The following is a 19,828-nucleotide window of genomic DNA, read 5'->3' on the forward strand; positions in this document are numbered from 1 at the left end:
CCCGAAAAACACCCTTGACGGTAGTGAACGCTGCATGCAAGGTTAACAGCGTTAGCAGTTAACAACCTTCACTTCCGTTATTGCAAGTAACACGTCTGTCACAGGGGAGCACACGATGTTCGAAAGCTGGGGCCGCCTCGTCCACCGGCGGCGGCGGCCGATCCTGGGCCTCTCCCTCATCGCCGTCGTCTTCATGGCCGTCTGGGGCACGGGCGTCTTCGGCGCGCTCACGTCGGCGGGCGGCTTCGACACGCCGGGCAGCGAGAGCGCGCGTGCCGCGGAGACCGCCGAACGCGCCCTCGGCAGGGACGGCGCCGACGTCGTCGTCCTCTACACGAGCGCCGACGGCAAGACCGTCGACGATCCCGCGTACCGGCGCTCGGTCGACCAGGCGCTCGCCGCGATCCCGGCGGGGAAGACCGCGGGCGCCACCACGTACTGGACGGCCAAGTCGCCGCAGCTGGTCAGCAAGGACCGCACCGCCACGTACGCGGTGCTGCGTCTGGCGGGGGCCGACCAGGAGACACGGGAGAAGAACTACGAGGCCATCTCCGGAGATCTCACCAAGGTGTCCGGCGGATTCACCGCCAAGATCGGCGGTCAGCAGGGCACCGAGACCGCGATCAACGACCGTGTCTCGTCCGACATCGCCCGCGCCGAGGCCATGGCGACGCCCATCCTGCTCGTCCTGCTCGTGATCATCTTCGGCAGCCTGGTCGCGGCGAGCCTGCCGATGCTCATCGGCGCGGTGGCCGTCCTGGGGTCGTTCACCGCGCTGCACGGGCTCACCTACGTCACCGACGTGTCGATCTTCGCGATCAACATCACCACGTTCCTCGGGCTCGGCCTGGCGATCGACTACGGCCTCTTCGTCGTCGGGCGTTTCCGCGAGGAACTCGAACGCACCTCCTCGGTCGAGGACGCGATCGCCACCACCATGGCCACCGCCGGCCGGACGGTCGCGGTCTCCGGCGTCACCGTCGCGGTGTCGCTCGCCGGGCTGCTGCTCTTCGACCAGAACTTCCTGGTCTCCATGGGATACGGCGGGATCGCCACCGTTCTCGTCTGCATGCTCGCCGCCCTGACCGTGCTGCCCGCCCTGCTCGCCGCGCTCGGCCCGCGCGTCAACGCCGGGACCGTCCGCCGCCGCCGCAAGACCGGGACGAACGACCGGTGGCTGCGGCTCGGCCACAGCGTGATGCGCCGCCCGGTGATCTACGCCGTGGCCGCCACCGCGGTGATCCTGGCCCTCGGCGCACCGTTCCTCGGCATCAACTGGGGCGGTGCGGACGCCAAGGTGCTGCCCACCGGGTCGGACCCACGCGTCGTCGCCGAGGCACTCGAACGTGACTTCCCGCGCAACGCCACCAGCCCGATCGAGGCCGTCGTCACCCGCACCGGCGACCAGGCCGCCGTGAAGGCCTACACCGACCGGCTCTCCGCCGTGGACGGCGTCACCGGCGCGACCGTGACGGGCTCGCAGAACGGCACGACCCGCATCGCCCTTCTCTACCAGCCCGACCCGTCCTCGGCCGAGGCGCGCGCCCTGGTCGAGAAGGTCCGCGACGTACCCCCGCCGCCAGGTGGCCACGTCGATGTCGGCGGTGTCTCGGCCGACCTGGTCGACCAGCTCGACAGCATCGGCGGCAAGCTCCCCTGGCTGGCCGTCACCGTCGGGACCGCGACGTTCATCCTGCTCTTCCTGGCCTTCGGCTCGATCGTCCTGCCGATCAAGGCCATCCTGATGAACCTGCTGTCGCTGTCGGCGGCGTTCGGCGCGATGGTGTGGATCTTCCAGGACGGCAACCTGTCCGGCCTGCTCGACTTCACCGCGACCGGCGCGATCGCCCCCGCGATGCCGATCCTCATGCTCGCGATGCTCTTCGGCCTGTCGATGGACTACGAGGTCTTCCTGCTCTCCCGCATCCGCGAGCAGTACGACCTGACGGGCGACAACACCCGGTCGGTCGCGATCGGGCTCCAGCGCACCGGCGGCATCATCACCAGCGCCGCGCTCCTGTTCATCGTCGTGATCGGGGCGTTCTCGACCTCGGGCATCACGTTCATCAAGATGGTGGGCGTCATCATGGCGATCGGGTTCCTCGTGGACGCGACCATCGTCCGCGCGCTGCTGGTGCCCGCCACGATGCGCCTGCTGGGCCGCGCCAACTGGTGGGCACCGCCCGGCCTCGCCCGCTTCTACGCCCGCTACGGCATCAGCGAGTCCGAGGCGCCTCCCGCCAAGGCCCTCGAACCGGCGGGCACCTGAGAACGGTGTGGGGCGAGCGGCGAATCCCTCGCCCCACACCCCGGAGTCCGGTAAATGAGGTCGCGGCCGGTTCGGCGGGTGTGCCACGTTTGACCCATGAACGTGCTGCTCTCCGGCATCGTCGGATCGACCGCCTACGGGCTGGCGACGCCCGAGTCCGACGTGGACAGGCTCGGCGTCTACGCCGCTCCCACCGAGCAGTTCCACGGGCTGCACCTGCCCATCGGCAAGAAGGCCAGCAAGGTCAGCACCAATCCGGACGTCACGTTCCACGAGGCGGGCAAGTGGGCGGGACTGGCGCTCGGCTGCAACCCGACGGCGACGGAGCTGGCCTGGCTGCCGGACGACCTCTACGAGACGCGGACGGCGCTCGGCGACGACCTGATCGCGATTCGCGGCGCCTTCCTGTCCGCCGGGCGTGTCCGCGACGCCTACCTGGGGTACGCGGTGGCGCAGTTCAAGCGGCTCGAAAGCCGCGGCGACGGCTCGTTCTCCGCCGACACGCGCAAGCGGACCGCCAAGCACGCGCGTCACCTCTACCGGCTGGTCAGCCAGGGTGAGCTGCTCTACGCGACCGGGCACCTGCAGATCCGGCTGGACGACCCGGAGAAGTTCCGTTCGTTCGGCGAGCGGGTGGCGGCGGGCGGCATCGAGGAGGCGCGCGCGATGCTCGCCGCCGCCGAGGAACGCATCGGGCGGATCCGGACACCGCTGCCCGAACGGCCCGACGAGGAGACGGTCGAGCGCTGGCTGCACGCCGTCCGCGCCGCGCACTACTCCGCGCCCGCCTGAGCGGCGCCCGCGCCGACGGAGCAGCGCCCGCGCCCGCCTGAGCAACGATCACCTCGCCGGACCGGGCCGCCGTCGATAATCACGTCGTGGAACCCCTGCGGCCACACCATCATCGTTCGACCTGGCACCTGGCACACGAAACAATCGGGTCCTGACGTACGGAATCTGTCAGGTTCCGGTTACGGAGTGCGGTCGCACGGCGTACGCTCGCAAACGCACGCAGGTCTTGCACGGTTCAGACTCGACCCTGGTTCGGGAGACCGGCATGATTAGCCCCTACGTACGTCGCCGCCGGCTGGCCACCGAGCTTCGCGCGCTGCGCGAGGACGCCGGGCTCACCCACGAGCAGCTCGCCCGGAAGATCGGCGAGGCCCGGACCAAACTCAGCCGGCTCGAGAACGGCCATATCGCGCCCGACCAGAACGACATCATCAAGCTCCTGGACGTCCTGCGGGTGGACGGCGACCGGTGGACGAAGATCGTCACCATCGCGCAGGAGGCCGCGGCCAAGGGCTGGTGGGAGTCCGACATCAAGGCGATGGGCGAGCGGCAGGCCCTGTACGCCAACCTTGAGGCGGGCGCCGTCACCATCCGCGAATACCAGCAGACCTACCTGCCGGGCCTGCTCCAGATCCCGGAGTTCACCAGGGCCGCCGCCGAGGCGCTCAACGCGCTGCGGCCCGGCCGGGCGGACGTCCAGGGCGTCATCAAGGGCAGGGCCGGACGGCAGCGCATGCTGCGCCGGCCCGGGGGGCCGACCTACCAAGTGATCATCGACGAGCTGGCGGTGCGCCGCCCCGCCGCCCCGCCCGCCGTCGCCCGCGCCCAGTTCGAGCATCTCGTACGGCACACGGCCGAGTCGCCGCGCCTCTCGCTGCGCGTGCTTCCGGTGAACGCCCTGATCGCCGGCTACTCGCTGCCCGGCTCGGCCTTCTCCGCCTACACCTACGCCGACCCCGGCGATCCGACGGTGGTCGCGATCGAGACGGTCGACGCCGACCTCGTGCTCACCGAGCCCGAGCAGGTGGCGCCGTACGACGAGCTCTACCAGCGGCTGCACGACGCGGCCCTGAGCGAGGACGAGAGCCTCGCACTACTCACCCAGGCGGCAAAGGAGCTGCCCGACCACACGGAGGAACAATGATCTCCGATCGTTTCAGCGTCTGGCGCACCGCCGGCCACAGCGGCGGCGGCAACTGCGTGGAGGTGGCCGGCGACTCCGAACTCGTCGCCGTCCGCGACTCCAAGGACCGGGTCGGGCCGCGGCTGGAGTTCACCGCGTCCGAGTGGACGGTCTTCGTGACGCGTGCCAAGCGGGGCGCCTTCGACCCCCGCTGACGCCGGACGCACCGACCCGGGAAAGGGCCGGAACGGCACTGGACCTCGCGGCATCCGGAGGGCCGGGACCCTGTACAGGGGTTCCGGCCCTCCGGCATGTCGGCGGTACGCGAGAGTGAGCATCAAGTTACGGAAAGTCCTTGTGATCTAGCCCACAGGGGGAGAAACTTGGCGCAGCCGCGACGAATGCACAGTCGCGATTTCTGAACTGACGTCGATCCGGCTCGGTATGCACCACCCCTTTTTCAGACCCCGCGGCGGCGCGGTGCGGAGGACCCGCGCCGTCGCGGCTTGAGCACGACCGAGGAGCGGCTCATGTCCGAGCATCAGGTGACCCTGCACGACCTGACCGGCAGATTCCCGCGCTGGCTGATCTGGCACGGCCGGTCCACGGGCCTCTGGTCGGCGCTGCCGCCCCGCGAACTGCCGAGGTCGCGGCTCCTGCAGTCCGCGTCCCTGGACGGCCTCGCCGCCCTCATGGCCCACGCGCTGGGACGGCCGCTGCCGGCCACGTCCAGCGCCCCGAGGGCGTCCTGGTCGCTGGACGAGCACTCCTTGCCGGTCCGGGCGGCCCGCCACGCCGTGGCCGACGCCCTGACCGCGTGGCGCCTGCAGCCGTGGCGCGACGACGCCGTCACCGTGACGTCCGAGCTGGTCACGAACGCGTTCAGCCATGGCCGCCCGCCCGTCTCCCTCACCCTCGCCGTCATGGGCGGCACCCCGCCCGAGCTCATGGTCGAAGTGAGCGACGGCTCTCCGGGCCTCCTGACCCCGCGCACGCCGGATGAGAACGGAGGTTTCGGCCTGTCCGTCGTCAACTGCTATGCCAGGCTCACCGTCACCCCCCACGGCCATGGCAAGGCCGTCCGCGCCGTACTCGACTGGCCGCGGCCTGTCCCCCCGGACGGTGCCCCGCTCGATTGATCACCCGTGGTGCCCCTCACGCCAAGGCGTTCACGCAGCTCAATAACATGTGGGCATGGCTTGGAAGCGATATGTGGCGATTGGTGACTCGTTCACTGAGGGGCTCGGCGACCCGTACCCCGACGGAGGCTGGCGAGGGTGGGCGGACCGGGTGGCCGAAGGGCTGGCCGCCGCGAGCGACGGCGTCGCCTACGCCAACCTCGCGATCCGCGGCCGCCTGCTCGACTCCATCGTGACGGAGCAGCTGCCCGCCGCACTGGAGCTGGAGCCCGACCTCGTCTCGATGTCGGGCGGCGGCAACGACATGCTCCGGCCCGGCGCCGACACCGAGGCGCTCGTCGACAAGCTCGACGACGCCGTGGGGACAATCCGCGCGACCGGCGCGGACGTCGTGCTCTTCACCGCCGTCGACCCCGTCGGCTCGCCGGTGATCCGGCTCACCCGCGGCCGGGTCGAGGCGTTCAGCGACCACATCCGGCTCCTGGGCGCCAAGCACGGCGCGTACGTCGTGGACCAGTGGCAGATGGACGTGCTCCGCGACTGGCGCATGTGGAACGTCGATCGGCTGCACATGTCGCCGGAAGGGCACCGCCGCGTGGCGCTGGCCACCCTCGAAACGCTCGGTGTGCCCGCGGCCGACTGGCGCGACCCGGTCCTCGACCCGCTGCCGGAGCTCGGCCGCGGCGCGCGGATGCTGTGGAACGCCCGGTGGACGCGCGGCTACCTGGCCCCCTGGATCGCCCGCCGGCTGCGCGGCCGGTCGTCCGGCGACCTGGTCACCGCGAAGCGGCCGACGCTCGAACCGGTCATCGTCCGTCCGAATGAATCATCGTGATGAACACCACACCAAGCCTGGCGTGGCCGACTGACTAACCGCGCCCCGAAGGGCAGGATCGTCGTGTCCGCGAGTCGTGCAGGTGAAGCGACGAACAGCTCGACCGACGAAAAGGGATGTCATGTCATTGGTGCGGCGCACAGCGATCACGGTGACGGCGGCGGGGGCCGCTCTGGGACTCGCCGCGACCCCCGCCCTGGCCTGCCCGAAGCCCATCAAGGTCAAGGGCCCGACGTACGCCTACGACAAGGCCTTCGCCAAGGCGAAGACCCGGATCGTGGTCACCGGCAAGAAGAAGAGGACCACCGTGCGGCTGGCCGTGTCCGGGCTTCCGGCGTCGGCGGTGGGCAAGACGCTCGGCGCCCACGTCCACAAGAACGCCTGCGGCCCCAAGCCCGCCGACGCGGGCCCGCACTACCAGAACCCGAAGGCCCGCCCCGGGACTCCGCTGCACGCCAAGGAGATCTGGCTGGAGCTCAAGGTCCGCAAGGGCGGGTACGCGGTCGCCAAGACCCATGCGCGGTGGGCGATCGCCAAGGGCGACGCGGGGTCGGTCGTCGTGCACGCCAAGCCGACCGACCACAACACCGGTGACGCCGGGGCCCGCCTGCTCTGCACCACCGTGCCGTTCGGACGCTGAGCGGCGCCTCGGCCGTCACGCGAGGGCCGCGCGAGGGCCGCGCCTTCCGGGGCGCGGCCCCGAGGCCCGGAGGCCGGCAATCACGCTGACTTGCGGCTGCGCGGCTTGGCCGCGGGCTTCTTCTCCGTGCTCTTGGCCGCCCTGCCGCCCGACTTGGCGGTGGACTTGCGCGCGGCGGGCTTCTTCGCGGCGCCGTCCTTCGCCCCGCCGCCCTTCTGGCCGCCGTCCTTCTCGCCGCGGCTCTTCTTCGCCGCCTCGACACTGGCGCGCAGTGCGCTGAGCAGGTCGGCGGCGGGCTCCTCGCCCTCCTCGGGCTCGGGCCGGGTGACCTCGCGGCCCTCGATCTTTGCCTCGATCACGGCCTGCAGGGCCTCCCGGTAGGCGTCCTTGTACTCCGACGGGTCGAAGTCGCCCTCCATCGTCTCGATCAGCGAGGTCGCCATCGAGAGCTCCTGCTTGCGGACCTCGATGTCCTCCTCCAGGAACGGGAAGGCGGGCTCGCGGATCTCGTCCGGCCACAGCATGGTCTCCAGGACGAAGACGCCCTCACGGACCCGCAGCGTCGCCAGCGACTCGCGCTGGCGCAGCGCGACCTTGACGATCGCGACCTGGCCGGACTCTTCGAGCGCGTCGCGGAGCAGCACGTACGGCTTGGCGCCGGTGCCGTCGGGCTCCAGGTAGTACGACTTGGCGAAGTAGATCGCGTCGACCTGGTCGGTCTCGACGAACTGCAGCACGTCGATGCGGCGGCTCGTGGACAGCGGCAGGTCGGCGAAGTCCTCGTCGGTGAGCACCACGATCTCGCCGCTGGGCAGCTCGTAGCCCTTGGCGATGTCGGCGTACGGCACCTCTTCGCCGTCCACGGTGCAGACACGCTTGTACTTGATGCGGCCGCCGTCCTTGCGGTGCACCTGGTGGAACGAGACGTCCCGTTGCTCGGTCGCCGAATACACCTTGACCGGGATCGTGACCAGGCCGAAGGAGATCGCGCCCTTCCAGATACTGCGCATGATCTCTCCCTACCCCGAGGCGTCTTCCCCCTAGCATCGTCATATCGTTCGATTTCCGCCAGATCGCCATCTAGATCCTTTTTCTTGTGACCAGGCGAAGGGTAAAGAGCGGTTATGACCATGCCGTGGCCGGTGCAGCCGATGATGGCCGACACCGGGGAGCTGCCTGAGGACGCCGAACGCTGGGGCCTGGAGCTCAAGTGGGACGGCATCCGAGTCATCACCTACGTCTCCGCCGAGGGCGTCCGGGCCAGCGGGCGCCGCACCACCGAACTCGCGGGCCGCTACCCCGAGCTGTCCGGGCTGGCCGACCTCCTCCCCCATCACGACGTGATCCTGGACGGCGAGGTGGTGGCGTTCCAGGACGGGCGGCCCAGCTTCGAACGCCTCCAGCGCCGGATGCACGTCCCCCGTCCCGACCAGCGCCTCATCCGTGAGGTACCGGTCAGATACGTGGTGTTCGACCTGCTCTTCCTGGACGGGCACCTGCTCTACGACCTCCCGTACGCCGACCGGCGGTCGCTGCTGGCCGAGCTCGACCTCGCGGCGACGGGCCCGGTCGAGGCGCCGCCCTACCTGCACGGCTCCGATGCCGAGCAGGTCGCCGAGCTGCTGGAGTTCACCCAGGAGCAGCGGCTCGAAGGGCTCGTGGCCAAGCGTCTGGACTCCCCGTACCGGCCCGGCCGCCGCGTGGACGAGTGGCGCAAGGTCAAGAACTTCCTCAGCAGCGAGGTCGTCGTCTGCGGCTGGAAGCCCGGCAAGGGCCGCCGGGAGGGCGGCGTGGGGTCCCTCCTGCTCGGCGTGTACGACGAGAAGGGCCGGCTGTGCTTCGTCGGGCACGTCGGCACGGGCTTCACCGACCGGGCGCTGGACGAGCTCTACCAGCGGCTGTGGCCGATCCGGCGCCCGACGAGCCCGTTCGACGAGCCCGTTCCCCGCGAGTTCGCGCGCGACGCCCAATGGGTTGAGCCGCGGCTGGTCGGGGAGGTCGCCTTCGCAGTGCAGACCAAGGACGGGCGGTTGCGTTTCCCTTCATGGCGCGGCCTCCGTACGGACAAGGAACCGCACGAGGTGACACGTGACCTCTAAGAAGGTGAGCGTCGAGGTGGACGGGCGGCAGGTGACGCTGTCCAACCTCGGCAAGAACCTCTATCCGGACTTCACCAAGGGCGAAGTGATCGACTACTACGTCAAGATCGCCCCGGTGGTGCTGCCGCATCTGAAGGACCGCCCGGCGACCCGGATCCGCTATCCGGACGGGGTGGACGGCGGCTCGTTCTTCGAGAAGAACGCGCCCTCCCACACGCCCGACTGGATCCGTACGCAGACGCTGCCGACGCCGGGCAGCTCCAAGGGGCGCACGGAGCTCGACTTCATCGTCATCGACGACCTGCCGACGCTCGTGTGGTGCGCCAACATGGCCGCGCTGGAGCTGCACATACCGCAGTGGAAGGTCGGCCCGCGCGGGCGCGTGCACGATCCGGACCTGATGGTCTTCGACCTCGACCCCGGCGCGCCCGCGACGATCATGGACGCGTGCCGGGTCGCGCATCTGCTGCGCGACCTGCTGGCCGACGACGGGCTGGAGTCGTACCCGAAGACGAGCGGCAAGAAGGGCCTGCACCTGTACGTGCCGATCAAGGAGAACGACCGTACCTCCGAGTACGCCAAGGAGTGCGCGGAACGCCTGGCCTCGTCCCATGGAGACCTGGTTGTCAGCCGGATGGAGAAGAAGCTCCGCAAGGGAAAGGTCTTCGTCGACTGGAGCCAGAACAACCCGGCCAAGACCACGGTCGCGCCGTACTCCCTGCGCGCGGCCCAGTCCCCGTCGGTCTCCACACCCCTCACCTGGGACGAGCTGGAGGAGTGCGGTTCGTCCTCGGACCTGACGTTCTCGCCAGACGAAGTCCTCGAACGGGTAGAGGAACACGGAGACCTGCTAACCCCCATCTTGGACAACCCGCAGCGGCTTCCCTGACCGCAGGGCCGATTAATGGCCTGCGCTGTGCCTGCGTGCTTTATGTGTTCGAATCGCCACTCTCCGGCACCGAATTCCGTCACCATAGGGGCGGGGACACGGGCTGCGCGGAGGGGGAAGATCAGTTGTCGCAGAACCATCACTACGACGTCGTGGTGCTGGGCGGGGGGACCGCGGGCGAGCTCGTCGCCGCAGGCCTCGCCCAGGCCGGGCGTGACGTGGCACTCGTGGAAAACCGCCTGGTCGGCGGCGAGGCCCGGTACTTCGCCGACCTGCCGTCCAAATCCTTGCTGCTGTCGGCCCGGCGGGGCGAGACCTGGGAGCTGGCCACCGCCCGCCGCGACGAGCTCACCGCCCATCTGGACGACGACGACGCGGGCGCGGCGCTGGCCGAGGCGGGCGTGACCGTGCTGCGCGGCTGGGGCAGGATCGTCCGGCCCGGCGTGGTCGAGGTGGACGGCACCGAGCATGACCACACCGACCTGGTCCTGTGCACCGGCAGCGAGCCGGTGATCCCGGCGATCGACGGCCTGGCCGACGTGCCGACGTGGACCAGCGACGAGGCGCTGTCGGTGCCCGACCTGCCCCGGCGGCTGGTGATCCTGGGCGGCGGGCCGGTCGGCTGCGAGCTGGCCCAGGTGTACGCCTCGTTCGGCTCGCACGTGGCGCTCATCGAGTCCGCCGGGCGGCTGCTGACCGCCGAGGCCCCGTTCGCCGGGGAGGTGCTGGCCGACGCGCTCCGGCGGATGGGCGTCGACCTGCGGCTCGGCGCCGAGCTGGCCCGGGTCGAACGCACCGAGCTGGCCCTGCGCCTGTGGTTGTCGGACGGCGGCACCCTCGAAGCCGACCGCATCCTCATCGCCGCCGGGCGGCGGCCCCGGACCGCGGAGCTGGGCCTCGCCGAGATCGGGATCACGGTGCCTCCCGGCCACGGCGTGCCGGTCGACGAGACCTGCCAGGTGAACGTCGAGCCGGACGCCGGGCCGATGCCGGGCGGGGTCTGGGCGGCCGGAGACGTCACCGGCGTCGCCCGGACGACCCACGCGGCCCGCTACCAGGCCCGGGTGGTGATCTCCAACGTCCTGGGCAAACGCTGGGAGGCCGACCACCGGGCCGTTCCGCGGGTCGTCTACACCATGCCCACCGTCTACTCGGTCGGGATCTCCCCCGGCCAGGCCGAGGAACTCGGCATCGATCTGCTCACCGCGGGGTACGATCTCGCCGCGACGGCCCGAGCGGCGGTCGAGGCGGACGAACGAGGCCGCGTGGAGCTGTACGCCGACCGTTCCCGCGGGCTGCTGATCGGGGCCGCCGCGGTCGGCCTCTACGCTGAGGAGTGGATGAGCGAGATCGCGCTGGCCATCCGGGCGGAGACCCCGCTGAGCGTGCTCACCGACGTGGTGCACGCGTTCCCGACCTACGGCGAGTCCATCGAGTCACCACTGCGGGAACTGGCCGAGCGCCTCTAGGAGACCGCGGGGTCTCGGAGGAGGGACGCACGATGAGCGAGACGAGTGGCCCGGAACAGGAACTGCCGCCCGAGGCCCCCGAGGCGGACGTCGCCGAACAGCTGGAGCCCGCCGAGGACGTCGAGGACGACGACGAGGGCCAGGACTGGCCGGCGGAGGTCCCCTTCGACGCGGACGAGGCCGACGCGGTCGAGAACGCGCGCGTCGTCCGGACCGACGAGGACGACGATTATCGCTGAACGCGCAATATCCTCCTGGGCGTTGTTAGTGACCCGCGAGGTTACTGGCGCGTAGGATGATGGGATTGACTCCCTGCGGCGGGCGACCCCCTTCCGCCGCAATGATCGGTGATCGGAGAGTGTGGTGACCGCGACCCCGGACGCCCGCCCCCGTGGCACGAGGTTGCCGCGACTGGCGCGGCGCAGGCAGCTGCTCGGCGCGGCCCAAGAGGTGTTCGTCGCCCAGGGCTATCACGCCGCGGCGATGGACGAGATCGCCGAGCGGGCAGGCGTCAGCAAGCCCGTGCTCTACCAGCACTTTCCCGGCAAGCTTGAGCTCTATCTGGCGCTGCTGGACGAACACGCCGAGGCCCTGGTCAAGACGGTCCGCGACGCGCTGGAGTCCACCACGGACAACAAGCTGCGCGTGCAGGCCGCCATCCAGGCGTTCTACGACTTCGTGGCCGGCGAGGGCGAGGCCTACCGCCTGGTCTTCGAGTCCGACCTGCGCAACGTGGCCCCGGTACGGGCCCGCGTCGAGCGCGCCAACCAGCAGTGCGCCGAGATGGTGGCCCAGGTGATCCAGGAGGACACCAACGCCCCCAGCGACGAGGCCTACCTGCTCGGCATGGGCCTGGTCGGCATGGCGGAGGTCAGCGCGCGCTACTGGCTCGGCCAGCACCGCGCCATCCCCAAGGAAACCGCCGAAAAGATCATCGCCCGCCTAGCCTGGCGAGGCATCTCAGGATTCCCTCGTATTTGATTTCTTTTACGGCCTCGGAGGCTCGCCTGGCGGCTCCCCCCGAACCGCGCTGTGTTTATGGCTTTCGCGGCCTCGACGACCTCGCCTGACGGCTCGGCCGCCGAACCGCAAAAGCGGCGAGCGCGACATCGCTTCGCGATCTCTCGTGGAGCTTCGCCTTCGGCTCGCCCCACGACCCGTTAGCGCGCTCGCGTGCGGGCTGGGGGTGGCAGGGTTCGCTTGCGGCTGAGAGGTCGGGCGGTGGATCTGATGATCTCCGTGCGACCATCGGAGGAGCAGCCGACTGAAGCAGGGGAGAAACGCGTGCAGGTTCGCATCGGCGTCCAGTTCGTGCCCAAGGAGCTCGTGGTCGAGACCTCGCAGAGCGCCGACGAGGTGCAGCAGGCTCTGGCCGAGGCCCTGGAGTCCGAGCGCGGGGTCTTCGTGCTCAAGGACCAGCGCAACGGCCGGGTCGTGATCCCGGCCGACCGGGTGGGCTATCTGGAGATCACCGAGGAGGAGGGGCGGACCGTCGGGTTCGGCGGAACGCAGTACACCTGACCTGCGGTTTGTTTGAACCGTGCAGGGCGGGCATATCGATCGCCGTCCAACGGGACGCGGACCACCAGTGCCGCTCCCCCCGAAACTGGAATGGTGATCGACAATGCTCACGACGATCCTCTGGTTCATCGTCGTCGGTGCCATCATCGGAGCCGTCGCCCGGCTTCTCGTCCCCGGTAAGAATCCCATCGGCTTCCTCCTGACGATCCTCGTCGGGGTCGCCGGTGCGATCCTCGGCGGCGTGGTGGCCGACGCTCTGGGCGCGGGCACCCTTGTCGCGCTCGTCTTCGCTCTGATCATCGCCGCCGCCGGTGTGTTCGCGCTCACCGCGATGCAGACGCGTGGCGGTGGCCGGAGCCGTTGGGGCGCCCGGCGACGCAGTTACTGACCCCTGGCACCTCTGGACCGAAGGCCCCCGCCCCCTGCGGCGGGGGCCTTCTTCATGCGCCGACGTGCCGGAGGATCTCGGGGCGCAGTACGTTCCGCAGCTCGGTGTAGGGCAGCTTGGCGAACGGCGCCGACCGGTTGCAGGCCATGCTGTAGCCGAGCATGAACATCGGGGCGCCGATCTCGGCTTGCCGCCGGGTCAGCAGGAGCGAGAAGACGCCGTCCCCGGTGAGCCTCTCGGGCGAGATCATCCACCTCGACTCGGGGGCGCCGTTCTCTCCCTCGCACCCCTGGGTGTTGGCGAGGCCGTTGCGCATGAGGCGGCGGATCAGCGCCTTGGTACCCGCGAGGCTCATCACCTCCGGCCGGAACAGGTCACGGCCTTTCAGTTCGCGGCCGGTGGCGAGGTCGACGGTGGTCACGATGGGATAGCCGGAGTTGCGCTGGGTGTCGGCGAAGTTGTAGCGGACCGACATGAGCCGCGGGCCTGAGAGCCCGGTCTCGTACGTGGCGGACGGGCGCTGACTGCCGTCCGTGCCGCCGAACGCGCGGATGTCGCTGTGCGCGGACGTCATCCACTGGTCCACGGGGGCGCGCAGCAGCCTGTTGATCCTCGTCCGCAACGCTTCGTCCCTGACCCCGCCGACCTGCGGAAACCGCAGCGTATAGGTGATCGACGGGGAGGTCAGCGTGCGCGTCTCGCTGACCGGACGGAATGTCAGCGGGGTGGTCGTGGCGCTGGGCGGCCCGTCGTTGGCGACGTAAACGCCGGCGCCGCCCGCCGCGACGGCCGACGCGGTGATCACGGCGACCGCGACCTTGGCGCCGGTGGTGGCCAGCAGGCCCGCCCCCGCGGCGCCGCCTGCCGCTCCCCCGGCCGCCGCTCCCCCAGCCACGGCGGCGCCGGAGCCGAGCATGGCCGCGCCCAGCGGCAGGAGCGACGCCAGCGCGACGGCGGCCACCGCGAGCGCCCGCACTCCCCGGGCCTCCCAGCCGGAGCCGTACGCGGCGTTCGCGGCCGTCTCCAGCTCGTTCAGGAACGCCGCGGCGCCCGGAGGACGCTCGTCCGGGGCCTTGGCCATGCCGTGGACCAGCAGCTCGCGGAGCCCTTCCGGCACGTCCTCCACGGGAATCGGCGCCTCCCGGTGCTGGGCGGCGATCCCGTCCCCGAGATAGGGGCGGCGGCCCGTGACGCACTCGAAGAACACGCAGGTCGCGGCGTACACGTCGGTGGCCGGGGTCGCGGGCTCGCCCTGCCACTGCTCCGGCGCCATGTAGGCGGGGGTGCCGCCGGCCGCGCCGTCGCCCGCCGCCGCCGCGATCCCGAAGTCGATGAGCTTGCTGAGACCGTCCGGCTGGACCACGACGTTCGCGGGCTTGTAGTCGCGATGGACCACCCCGACGCCGTGGGCCGCCGCCAGACCCAGCAGCGAGCCCTTGAGGACGGTCAGCGCCGCCTCGGGTTCCAGGGCCCCGTGCTCCCTGAGGATCTCCCGGAGCGAGACCCCGTTCACCGCCTCCATCACGAGCGCGGCGCCGGAGTCGTTCATGACGAAGCGGTAGAGCCGGACCACGTGCGGATCGGTGACCCGGCCGAGCATCACGGCCTCGCCGCGCAGCCGTTCGAGCTCGCGCCGGTCGCCGGCGCGCCGGTCGAGGTATTTGATCGCGACCGGCGTGCCCGCGGTGTCGTGCCGGGCGAGCACCACCCGGCCCTGGCCGCCCCGGCCCAGCTCACGGAGCTCGGTGAAGCCCTCGACCCGCCAGGTCACCTGGCGGTCGCGCCGGCCAGCAGCCGCGGGTAGAGGTCCTTGGCGATCATGTTCTTCACCTTCTCGTAGGGTGCGGTGAACGTGAAGTTGTTGCAGCTGGTGCCCGTGGTCGACCAGATCAGCTCCAGTCCCTGCTCGGTGAACAGGAGCCCGGCGGGGGCGGGTGACTCGATGGGGTCGCCGTCTCGTTTGCCGGGGAAGAAGTCCTTCTTCTGGAGGTCGTCGAGCTCGCAGTCCTTCCAGTCGTCCTTGGGACCGGAGAGCGCGCCCCAGAGCTTCTTCAGACCGTCCTTGCCCAGGGTCTTGGAGTCGAAGACGTCGTCGGCCGTGAGCACCTTGCCCGCCTTGACGTCCACGGTGACGGGCACGTTCGGCAGACCGCCCTCGCCCTCGAAGCAGGGGATCATCTGGATGGCGTTGGCGGCCGAGACGATCTCGCCCTTCCGCAGGCCCAGCCGGACCTTGGTCTGGATGACGCTCGACCGGCCCTTGCACTCGGTGCGCTGCTCGGGGAGCAGGGTGGCGGAGGCCCACTTGAGCGACCAGTCGAGCGGGCCGCGCAGCGCGTCATTGATCGTTTTGGCGGCCGCCGGGTCGGGCAGCCCGGCGATCTTGACGTACTCCGCCTCCTTGAACGTCACGAGCTTGTCCGGGTGGGCGGAGTTGTCGGTCAGCACGATCGTGCCCTTCGCCGGCTCCCCGTCCTCGCCGCCCCCGCCGCCGTCCGACGACGAGCAGCCGGCGGCCCCGGCCATCGTGAGGGCCGCGGCGGCCATGGCCGTGACGCCCTTCAGACCCGCGCGCATCGTACCTCCGCCCTGGGATTCCCATCCCGCACAATTCCGGCAACCAGGATGGCAGGATCTCTGGCCGCATGCGGACGATCAGAGCGGGTCGTTCGCCCGCCGGAACGGGCACCTCGCGGCACGCATGGAATAGATCCGACATGGGAACCGTTGAGACCAGTGATCGGCTATTGGTGTATGCAATCAAGGGCCGGTACACTGCGTCGCGGAGTGTGACCGCACGCAGCCACGCAATGTGACTGCTTTCAACCCCTGACTGCGGTCGCCGAAGAATCGATTGACGGCTGGTCCCTCCCGCGCGAGCGCGCGGCCACGAGAAGCGACCGGCGGGTCCGCCCCAGCGGATGGGGCCCTGCCGGTACAGACCGTGTCCCTGAGCGGCCCGATCCACCGGAGACCGGCGAACGACCGGATACCGGGCGGAGGCGGGCCGGGAGCAGCGCCGCACCGGGAGCGAGGATCCCGCACTATGGAGGCTGAAGCCCTGACTACCTTTCGTGAACTCGGGGTCGTACCCGAGATAGCCGATGCCCTCGAGACCGAGGGCATCGTGGAAGCGTTCCCCATCCAAGAGCTCGCCCTGCCGATCGCGCTGGGCGGCCAAGACATCATCGGACAGGCCCGTACGGGCACCGGCAAGACCCTCGCCTTCGGCGTCGCGCTGCTGCAGCGGATCACGCACGGCGGCAAGAGGCCCCAGGCCCTGGTGGTCGCGCCCACCCGTGAACTGGCCCTGCAGGTCACCGACGACCTCCTGGTCGCCGGCGGCAAGCTCGGCACCCGCGTGCTGTCGGTCTACGGCGGCCGCGCGTACGAGCCCCAGATCGACGCGCTCCGCGAGGGCGTCGACGTCGTCGTCGGGACGCCCGGCCGGCTGCTCGACCTGGTCAAGCAGAAGCACCTCAACCTCTCCGAGGTGGGCGTGCTGGTGCTGGACGAGGCCGACCGCATGCTCGACCTGGGCTTCCTGCCCGACATCGAGCGCATCGTCGAGCGCATTCCGGCGCAGCGGCAGACCATGATGTTCTCGGCGACCATGCCGGGCGAGATCGTGGCCCTGTCCCGCAAGTACCTGACCCGGCCGACCAACGTCCGCGCCGAGTCGCACGCCGAGTCCGAGGCGACCCCGCAGGTCGCGCAGCACGTCTTCCAGGCCCACCAGATGGACAAGCCGGAGATGGTGGCGCGTCTGCTCCAGGCCGAGGGCCGTGGGCTGACCATGGTCTTCTGCCAGACCAAGCGGGCCTGTGACCGTGTCGCCGCCGATCTGGCCCAGCGTGGCTTCGACGCGGCGGCCGTGCACGGCGACCTCGGCCAGGGCCAGCGCGAGCGGGCGCTCCGCGCGTTCCGCAACGGCAAGATCGACGTGCTGGTGGCCACCGACGTGGCGGCCCGCGGGCTCGATGTCGACGACGTCACGCACGTGATCAACTTCGAGTGCCCCGACAGCGCCGACACCTACGTGCACCGCATCGGCCGCACCGGCCGCGCGGGCAAGGAGGGCGTCGCGGTCACGCTGATCGACTGGGGCGACCTGACCCGGTGGAAGCTGATCAACAGCACCCTCGACCTGCCGTTCCCCGCGCCGGAGGAGACCTACTCCACCTCGGAGCACTTCTTCGCGGCGCTGGGCATCCCGGCCGGCACCAAGGGCAGGCTGCCCAAGGAGCAGCGCGGCGAGCGCGCCGGTCTGGCGGCCGAGGAGCTGGAGGACATCGGCGAGACGGGCAAGACCCGTTCCCGCGAGCACGGTCGTGACCGTGACCGCGGTGACGACGGCGAGCGGACCCGCCGTCCGCGGCGCAGCCGTTCCCGCACCCGTACGCGCGGGGGCCAGCCCGTCGACGGCACGGCCGACGACGGCGCCAAGCAGGCCAAGCAGAGCGACACCGCCCAGGAGGTCGTGGCCGCCGCGGACGGCGACAAGCCCGCCCGCACCCGGTCACGCTCCCGCCGCCGCACCCGCAGCGGCAAGCCGGCGGCCGAGGCCACGGAGGCCCAGTCGGCCTGACCCGCCTGGCCTGACTCCCAGGACAGCTGCAAGATCACGACCCTCGAAGCCGTGATCTTGCAGTTGTTTCGTTTTTACGGAGGGTTCCGCGAGGCCTCAGGCGGCGACGAGACGGCGCTGGTCGGGCCAGCGGCGAGGGTCACGGAGCCCGTAGAGGCCCTTGCCCAGGTCGTAGCCTTCGGCGGCCAGACGCTGCCGTGCACGCTCCAGCATGTCGCGGGTGGGCTTCATGAAGGCGTAGTCGTGCAGGCGCTCTGGAACGGTGTTCAGCGCCGTACGGAACGACTTGAGCGCGGCGGTCACGGCGGGCTGCGGGATTTCCGACAGCGAACCGTACATCTGGCGCGCCCAGTCCGGCAGCGAGTAGTAGCAGAGCGCGCCGAACGGGAAGTAGCCGGGCTTGCCCGGCGCCAGGAACCTCAGGTTCTCCGGCAGGGTGGGCCACATCAGGAACTTCACCGTGGCCGCGGCCTCCTCCGTGACGCGCAGCCGCGGGCGCATGGAGGCGAAGTAGTCCTCCATCTCCGCCACGCTCCCCGGCACGTCCTCGGCGTGCAGGCCCACGTACGTGGCGGTGTGGCGCTGCTCGTCCAGGTAACGGTCGGCCATCGCGTCGGTCAGCGGCAGGCCGGACCTGCGGGCGACCTCCAGGTAGGAGTAGACCTCGGCGCAGTGCACCCAGAGCAGCAGCTCGGGCTGGTCGAGGCGTTCCTTCTTGCCGGTGTCGTGGTTGAGGATGCGCAGGCTCCGGTGGATGCCGCGGACCTTGGCGGCCAGCTCCTCGATCTCCTCGTGGCTGCCGAACGTGGCCATGCCCACGAAGTCGGCGGTGCGCTGCAGGCGCCCGAACGGGTCCTCCTGGAAGTTGGAGTTCTGCCAGACGCCCCACATCGCCATCGGGTGCAGGGCCTGGAGCATCAGGCCGCGGACTCCGCCGATCCACATGGACCGGTCGATGTGGACGCGCCAGGTGACGCTCTCGGGTGGCGCAACGGTCGCCGACATTCTCCACCTCGCAGTGTGAGACAAACTTCAGTAAGTGTGTCATTACATTGCGAGCCGCGCAGCCCCGGCCGTACGTGACCACGATCACGTACGGCCGGACCTGGCGTCTGATCAGAAGATGTGGCGGTCGGCCTGGTTCCAGAAGGCGGTGAGGGCGCTCGCGGTGGTCTCGGGCGCCTCCACCGCGGGCGAATGGGCCGCACTGGGAATCACGACCCTGGCGGCGCCGAGCCGTTCGGCCATGGTGGCCTGCACGCGGGGATCCCAGACGTCGTCGTCCTCCCCGTACAGCACCAGGATCGGCACGTCCGCGTCCTCGGCGGCCTTGGCCAGCTCGTCGACGCGGTCGGGAGCGGAGAGCAGCTCTCCCGCCATGCAGACCAGTCCGTGCGGGCAACTGCCCAGCGCGCGGGCCTTCAGGAAGGTGACGATCTCCTCGGGGACGCTGCGGGCCACCATGTCAGGGGCCAGGTGAACCTCCCAGATCCGGGCCATGCCCAGCTCGGGAATGGCCTCTCGCAGCGCCTTGGCGTTGGCGGCGGCCCGGCCGGTGAGGGCCCCGGGTCCCGAGCTCATCAGCGTGTACGAGACGGGACGGAGGAGCCCCGAGATCACCGGCTCGCGGGTGACCAGGCCGCCGAACGAATGGCCGACGACGTGCACGGGCTCGGGACCGAGGGCCTCGGCCAGCGCGGCGATGTCCTCGCCCAGCGCCGCCCGCGTGTAGGCGGCGGGGTCGTCCGGCGAACCCTTGCTCTCGTACTGCCCGCGCATGTCGACGGCCACGACGCGGCGGCCCGCACGCGCGAGCGTCTCCAGCACCGCGATGAAGTCCTCTTTGCTGCCCGTGAAGCCCGGGACGAGCAAGGCGGGACACCGTTCGACCACGCCGGAGCCGGGCAACGCCTCAAGCGCGGCGAACGCGCCGCGCGAGGTCTCGACGAAGGTCCGGCGCACGCCGGCGGGCAGCTTGAGGAACCGGGGGGTGCTCATCGTCACCCGGCCCCCTCGCTGGTCGCTGCCGGGGAATCGGACGAGATCAGGAACCGGGGCTTGCTCACAGGGGGCCAG

At 70.5% G+C, this 19,828-nt stretch carries 20 protein-coding genes; 15 read left to right on the plus strand and 5 right to left on the minus strand.

Annotation, left to right across the window (positions count from 1 at the left end; all coding sequences use genetic code 11):
* The first annotated feature begins 115 nt into the window (after positions 1–115).
* The 7 genes from ABD333_RS20200 (at position 116) to ABD333_RS20230 (ending at position 6,798) form a co-directional block, all read left to right on the plus strand.
* Positions 116–2,269, plus strand: a complete 2,154-nt coding sequence (locus ABD333_RS20200) for an MMPL family transporter (protein WP_344543063.1) — start codon at positions 116–118, stop codon at positions 2,267–2,269.
* Between the two features lie 96 nt (positions 2,270–2,365).
* Positions 2,366–3,061, plus strand: a complete 696-nt coding sequence (locus tag ABD333_RS20205) for a nucleotidyltransferase domain-containing protein (RefSeq protein ID WP_344543065.1) — start codon at positions 2,366–2,368, stop codon at positions 3,059–3,061.
* 265 nt (positions 3,062–3,326) lie between these two features.
* Positions 3,327–4,205 (plus strand): helix-turn-helix domain-containing protein, encoded by an 879-nt coding sequence (locus tag ABD333_RS20210; RefSeq protein WP_344543067.1) that lies wholly within the window; start codon positions 3,327–3,329, stop codon positions 4,203–4,205.
* On the plus strand, positions 4,202–4,399 hold the full coding sequence (locus ABD333_RS20215) for a DUF397 domain-containing protein (RefSeq protein WP_344543068.1): 198 nt from the start codon (positions 4,202–4,204) through the stop codon (positions 4,397–4,399). Before ABD333_RS20210 ends, ABD333_RS20215 begins: the two co-directional genes overlap by 4 nt.
* A gap of 315 nt (positions 4,400–4,714) precedes the next feature.
* Complete coding sequence (locus ABD333_RS20220; protein ID WP_344543070.1) at positions 4,715–5,323, plus strand: ATP-binding protein; 609 nt, start codon at positions 4,715–4,717, stop codon at positions 5,321–5,323.
* Between the two features lie 55 nt (positions 5,324–5,378).
* Positions 5,379–6,158 carry an SGNH/GDSL hydrolase family protein gene (locus tag ABD333_RS20225; protein ID WP_344543072.1) on the plus strand — a complete coding sequence of 260 codons (780 nt, stop codon included), beginning with the start codon at positions 5,379–5,381 and terminating at the stop codon, positions 6,156–6,158.
* Between the two features lie 130 nt (positions 6,159–6,288).
* A complete protein-coding gene (locus ABD333_RS20230) occupies positions 6,289–6,798 on the plus strand; it encodes a superoxide dismutase family protein (RefSeq protein WP_344543074.1) in 510 nt (169 codons plus the stop codon).
* Positions 6,799–6,878: 80 nt separating this feature from the next.
* On the opposite strand, the gene ku is transcribed toward ABD333_RS20230, so the two are convergent.
* Complete coding sequence (gene ku / locus ABD333_RS20235; RefSeq protein ID WP_344543076.1) at positions 6,879–7,808, minus strand: non-homologous end joining protein Ku; 930 nt, start codon at positions 7,806–7,808, stop codon at positions 6,879–6,881.
* A 114-nt stretch (positions 7,809–7,922) separates the two neighbouring features.
* Between ku and ligD (ABD333_RS20240) the strand changes: the two genes are divergently transcribed.
* The 7 genes from ligD (ABD333_RS20240) (at position 7,923) to ABD333_RS20270 (ending at position 13,164) form a co-directional block, all read left to right on the plus strand.
* Positions 7,923–8,897, plus strand: a complete 975-nt coding sequence (ligD, locus tag ABD333_RS20240; RefSeq protein ID WP_344543078.1) for a non-homologous end-joining DNA ligase — start codon at positions 7,923–7,925, stop codon at positions 8,895–8,897.
* The gene (gene ligD / locus ABD333_RS20245) at positions 8,887–9,786 is read left to right on the plus strand and encodes a non-homologous end-joining DNA ligase (protein ID WP_344543080.1); all 900 of its coding nucleotides are present in this window, start codon (positions 8,887–8,889) and stop codon (positions 9,784–9,786) included. The genes ligD (ABD333_RS20240) and ligD (ABD333_RS20245) overlap by 11 nt, the downstream gene beginning before the upstream one ends.
* Positions 9,787–9,911: 125 nt before the next feature.
* Positions 9,912–11,255 (plus strand): dihydrolipoyl dehydrogenase family protein, encoded by a 1,344-nt coding sequence (locus ABD333_RS20250; protein WP_344543082.1) that lies wholly within the window; start codon positions 9,912–9,914, stop codon positions 11,253–11,255.
* A 32-nt stretch (positions 11,256–11,287) separates the two neighbouring features.
* Positions 11,288–11,494: a hypothetical protein gene (locus tag ABD333_RS20255; protein ID WP_344543084.1), complete on the plus strand. Its 207-nt coding sequence runs from the start codon at positions 11,288–11,290 to the stop codon at positions 11,492–11,494.
* Between the two features lie 124 nt (positions 11,495–11,618).
* Positions 11,619–12,236 (plus strand): TetR/AcrR family transcriptional regulator, encoded by a 618-nt coding sequence (locus tag ABD333_RS20260; RefSeq protein ID WP_344543085.1) that lies wholly within the window; start codon positions 11,619–11,621, stop codon positions 12,234–12,236.
* A gap of 303 nt (positions 12,237–12,539) precedes the next feature.
* The gene (locus tag ABD333_RS20265; protein ID WP_344543087.1) at positions 12,540–12,776 is read left to right on the plus strand and encodes a DUF3107 domain-containing protein; all 237 of its coding nucleotides are present in this window, start codon (positions 12,540–12,542) and stop codon (positions 12,774–12,776) included.
* A gap of 103 nt (positions 12,777–12,879) precedes the next feature.
* Positions 12,880–13,164 (plus strand): GlsB/YeaQ/YmgE family stress response membrane protein, encoded by a 285-nt coding sequence (locus ABD333_RS20270; protein WP_344543089.1) that lies wholly within the window; start codon positions 12,880–12,882, stop codon positions 13,162–13,164.
* Positions 13,165–13,216: 52 nt separating this feature from the next.
* Here ABD333_RS20270 and ABD333_RS20275 read toward each other — a convergent pair whose 3' ends face one another.
* Complete coding sequence (locus ABD333_RS20275) at positions 13,217–14,935, minus strand: serine/threonine-protein kinase (protein WP_344543091.1); 1,719 nt, start codon at positions 14,933–14,935, stop codon at positions 13,217–13,219.
* Positions 14,932–15,741, minus strand: coding sequence for a hypothetical protein (locus ABD333_RS20280; RefSeq protein WP_344543093.1), 810 nt, complete (start codon positions 15,739–15,741; stop codon positions 14,932–14,934). The genes ABD333_RS20275 and ABD333_RS20280 overlap by 4 nt, the downstream gene beginning before the upstream one ends.
* A gap of 469 nt (positions 15,742–16,210) precedes the next feature.
* Here ABD333_RS20280 and ABD333_RS20285 point away from each other — a divergent pair, with 469 nt between their 5' ends.
* Complete coding sequence (locus ABD333_RS20285; RefSeq protein WP_344543095.1) at positions 16,211–17,752, plus strand: DEAD/DEAH box helicase; 1,542 nt, start codon at positions 16,211–16,213, stop codon at positions 17,750–17,752.
* Positions 17,753–17,848: 96 nt separating this feature from the next.
* Here the strand turns inward: ABD333_RS20285 and ABD333_RS20290 are convergent, their stop codons facing one another.
* Positions 17,849–18,757, minus strand: a complete 909-nt coding sequence (locus ABD333_RS20290) for an oxygenase MpaB family protein (RefSeq protein ID WP_344543097.1) — start codon at positions 18,755–18,757, stop codon at positions 17,849–17,851.
* Between the two features lie 111 nt (positions 18,758–18,868).
* Positions 18,869–19,750 carry an alpha/beta fold hydrolase gene (locus ABD333_RS20295; RefSeq protein WP_344543099.1) on the minus strand — a complete coding sequence of 294 codons (882 nt, stop codon included), beginning with the start codon at positions 19,748–19,750 and terminating at the stop codon, positions 18,869–18,871.
* Positions 19,751–19,828: the final 78 nt, after the last annotated feature.

The organism is Actinomadura fulvescens, assembly GCF_039533225.1.
GTDB classification, from domain to species: domain Bacteria; phylum Actinomycetota; class Actinomycetes; order Streptosporangiales; family Streptosporangiaceae; genus Spirillospora; species Spirillospora fulvescens.

Bases quoted from the DNA above. Each gene is read 5' to 3' on its own strand.
- ABD333_RS20295 (WP_344543099.1), bottom strand. From the start codon at position 19,750: ATGAGCACCCCCCGGTTCCTCAAGCTGCCCGCCGGCGTGCGCCGGACC.
- ku (WP_344543076.1), bottom strand. From the start codon at position 7,808: ATGCGCAGTATCTGGAAGGGCGCGATCTCCTTCGGCCTGGTCACGATC.
- ligD (WP_344543078.1), top strand. From the start codon at position 7,923: ATGACCATGCCGTGGCCGGTGCAGCCGATGATGGCCGACACCGGGGAG.
- ABD333_RS20210 (WP_344543067.1), top strand. From the start codon at position 3,327: ATGATTAGCCCCTACGTACGTCGCCGCCGGCTGGCCACCGAGCTTCGC.
- ABD333_RS20205 (WP_344543065.1), top strand. From the start codon at position 2,366: ATGAACGTGCTGCTCTCCGGCATCGTCGGATCGACCGCCTACGGGCTG.
- ABD333_RS20270 (WP_344543089.1), top strand. From the start codon at position 12,880: ATGCTCACGACGATCCTCTGGTTCATCGTCGTCGGTGCCATCATCGGA.
- ABD333_RS20285 (WP_344543095.1), top strand. From the start codon at position 16,211: ATGGAGGCTGAAGCCCTGACTACCTTTCGTGAACTCGGGGTCGTACCC.
- ABD333_RS20280 (WP_344543093.1), bottom strand. From the start codon at position 15,741: ATGCGCGCGGGTCTGAAGGGCGTCACGGCCATGGCCGCCGCGGCCCTC.
- ABD333_RS20200 (WP_344543063.1), top strand. From the start codon at position 116: ATGTTCGAAAGCTGGGGCCGCCTCGTCCACCGGCGGCGGCGGCCGATC.
- ABD333_RS20290 (WP_344543097.1), bottom strand. From the start codon at position 18,757: ATGTCGGCGACCGTTGCGCCACCCGAGAGCGTCACCTGGCGCGTCCAC.
- ABD333_RS20215 (WP_344543068.1), top strand. From the start codon at position 4,202: ATGATCTCCGATCGTTTCAGCGTCTGGCGCACCGCCGGCCACAGCGGC.
- ABD333_RS20255 (WP_344543084.1), top strand. From the start codon at position 11,288: ATGAGCGAGACGAGTGGCCCGGAACAGGAACTGCCGCCCGAGGCCCCC.
- ABD333_RS20225 (WP_344543072.1), top strand. From the start codon at position 5,379: ATGGCTTGGAAGCGATATGTGGCGATTGGTGACTCGTTCACTGAGGGG.
- ABD333_RS20220 (WP_344543070.1), top strand. From the start codon at position 4,715: ATGTCCGAGCATCAGGTGACCCTGCACGACCTGACCGGCAGATTCCCG.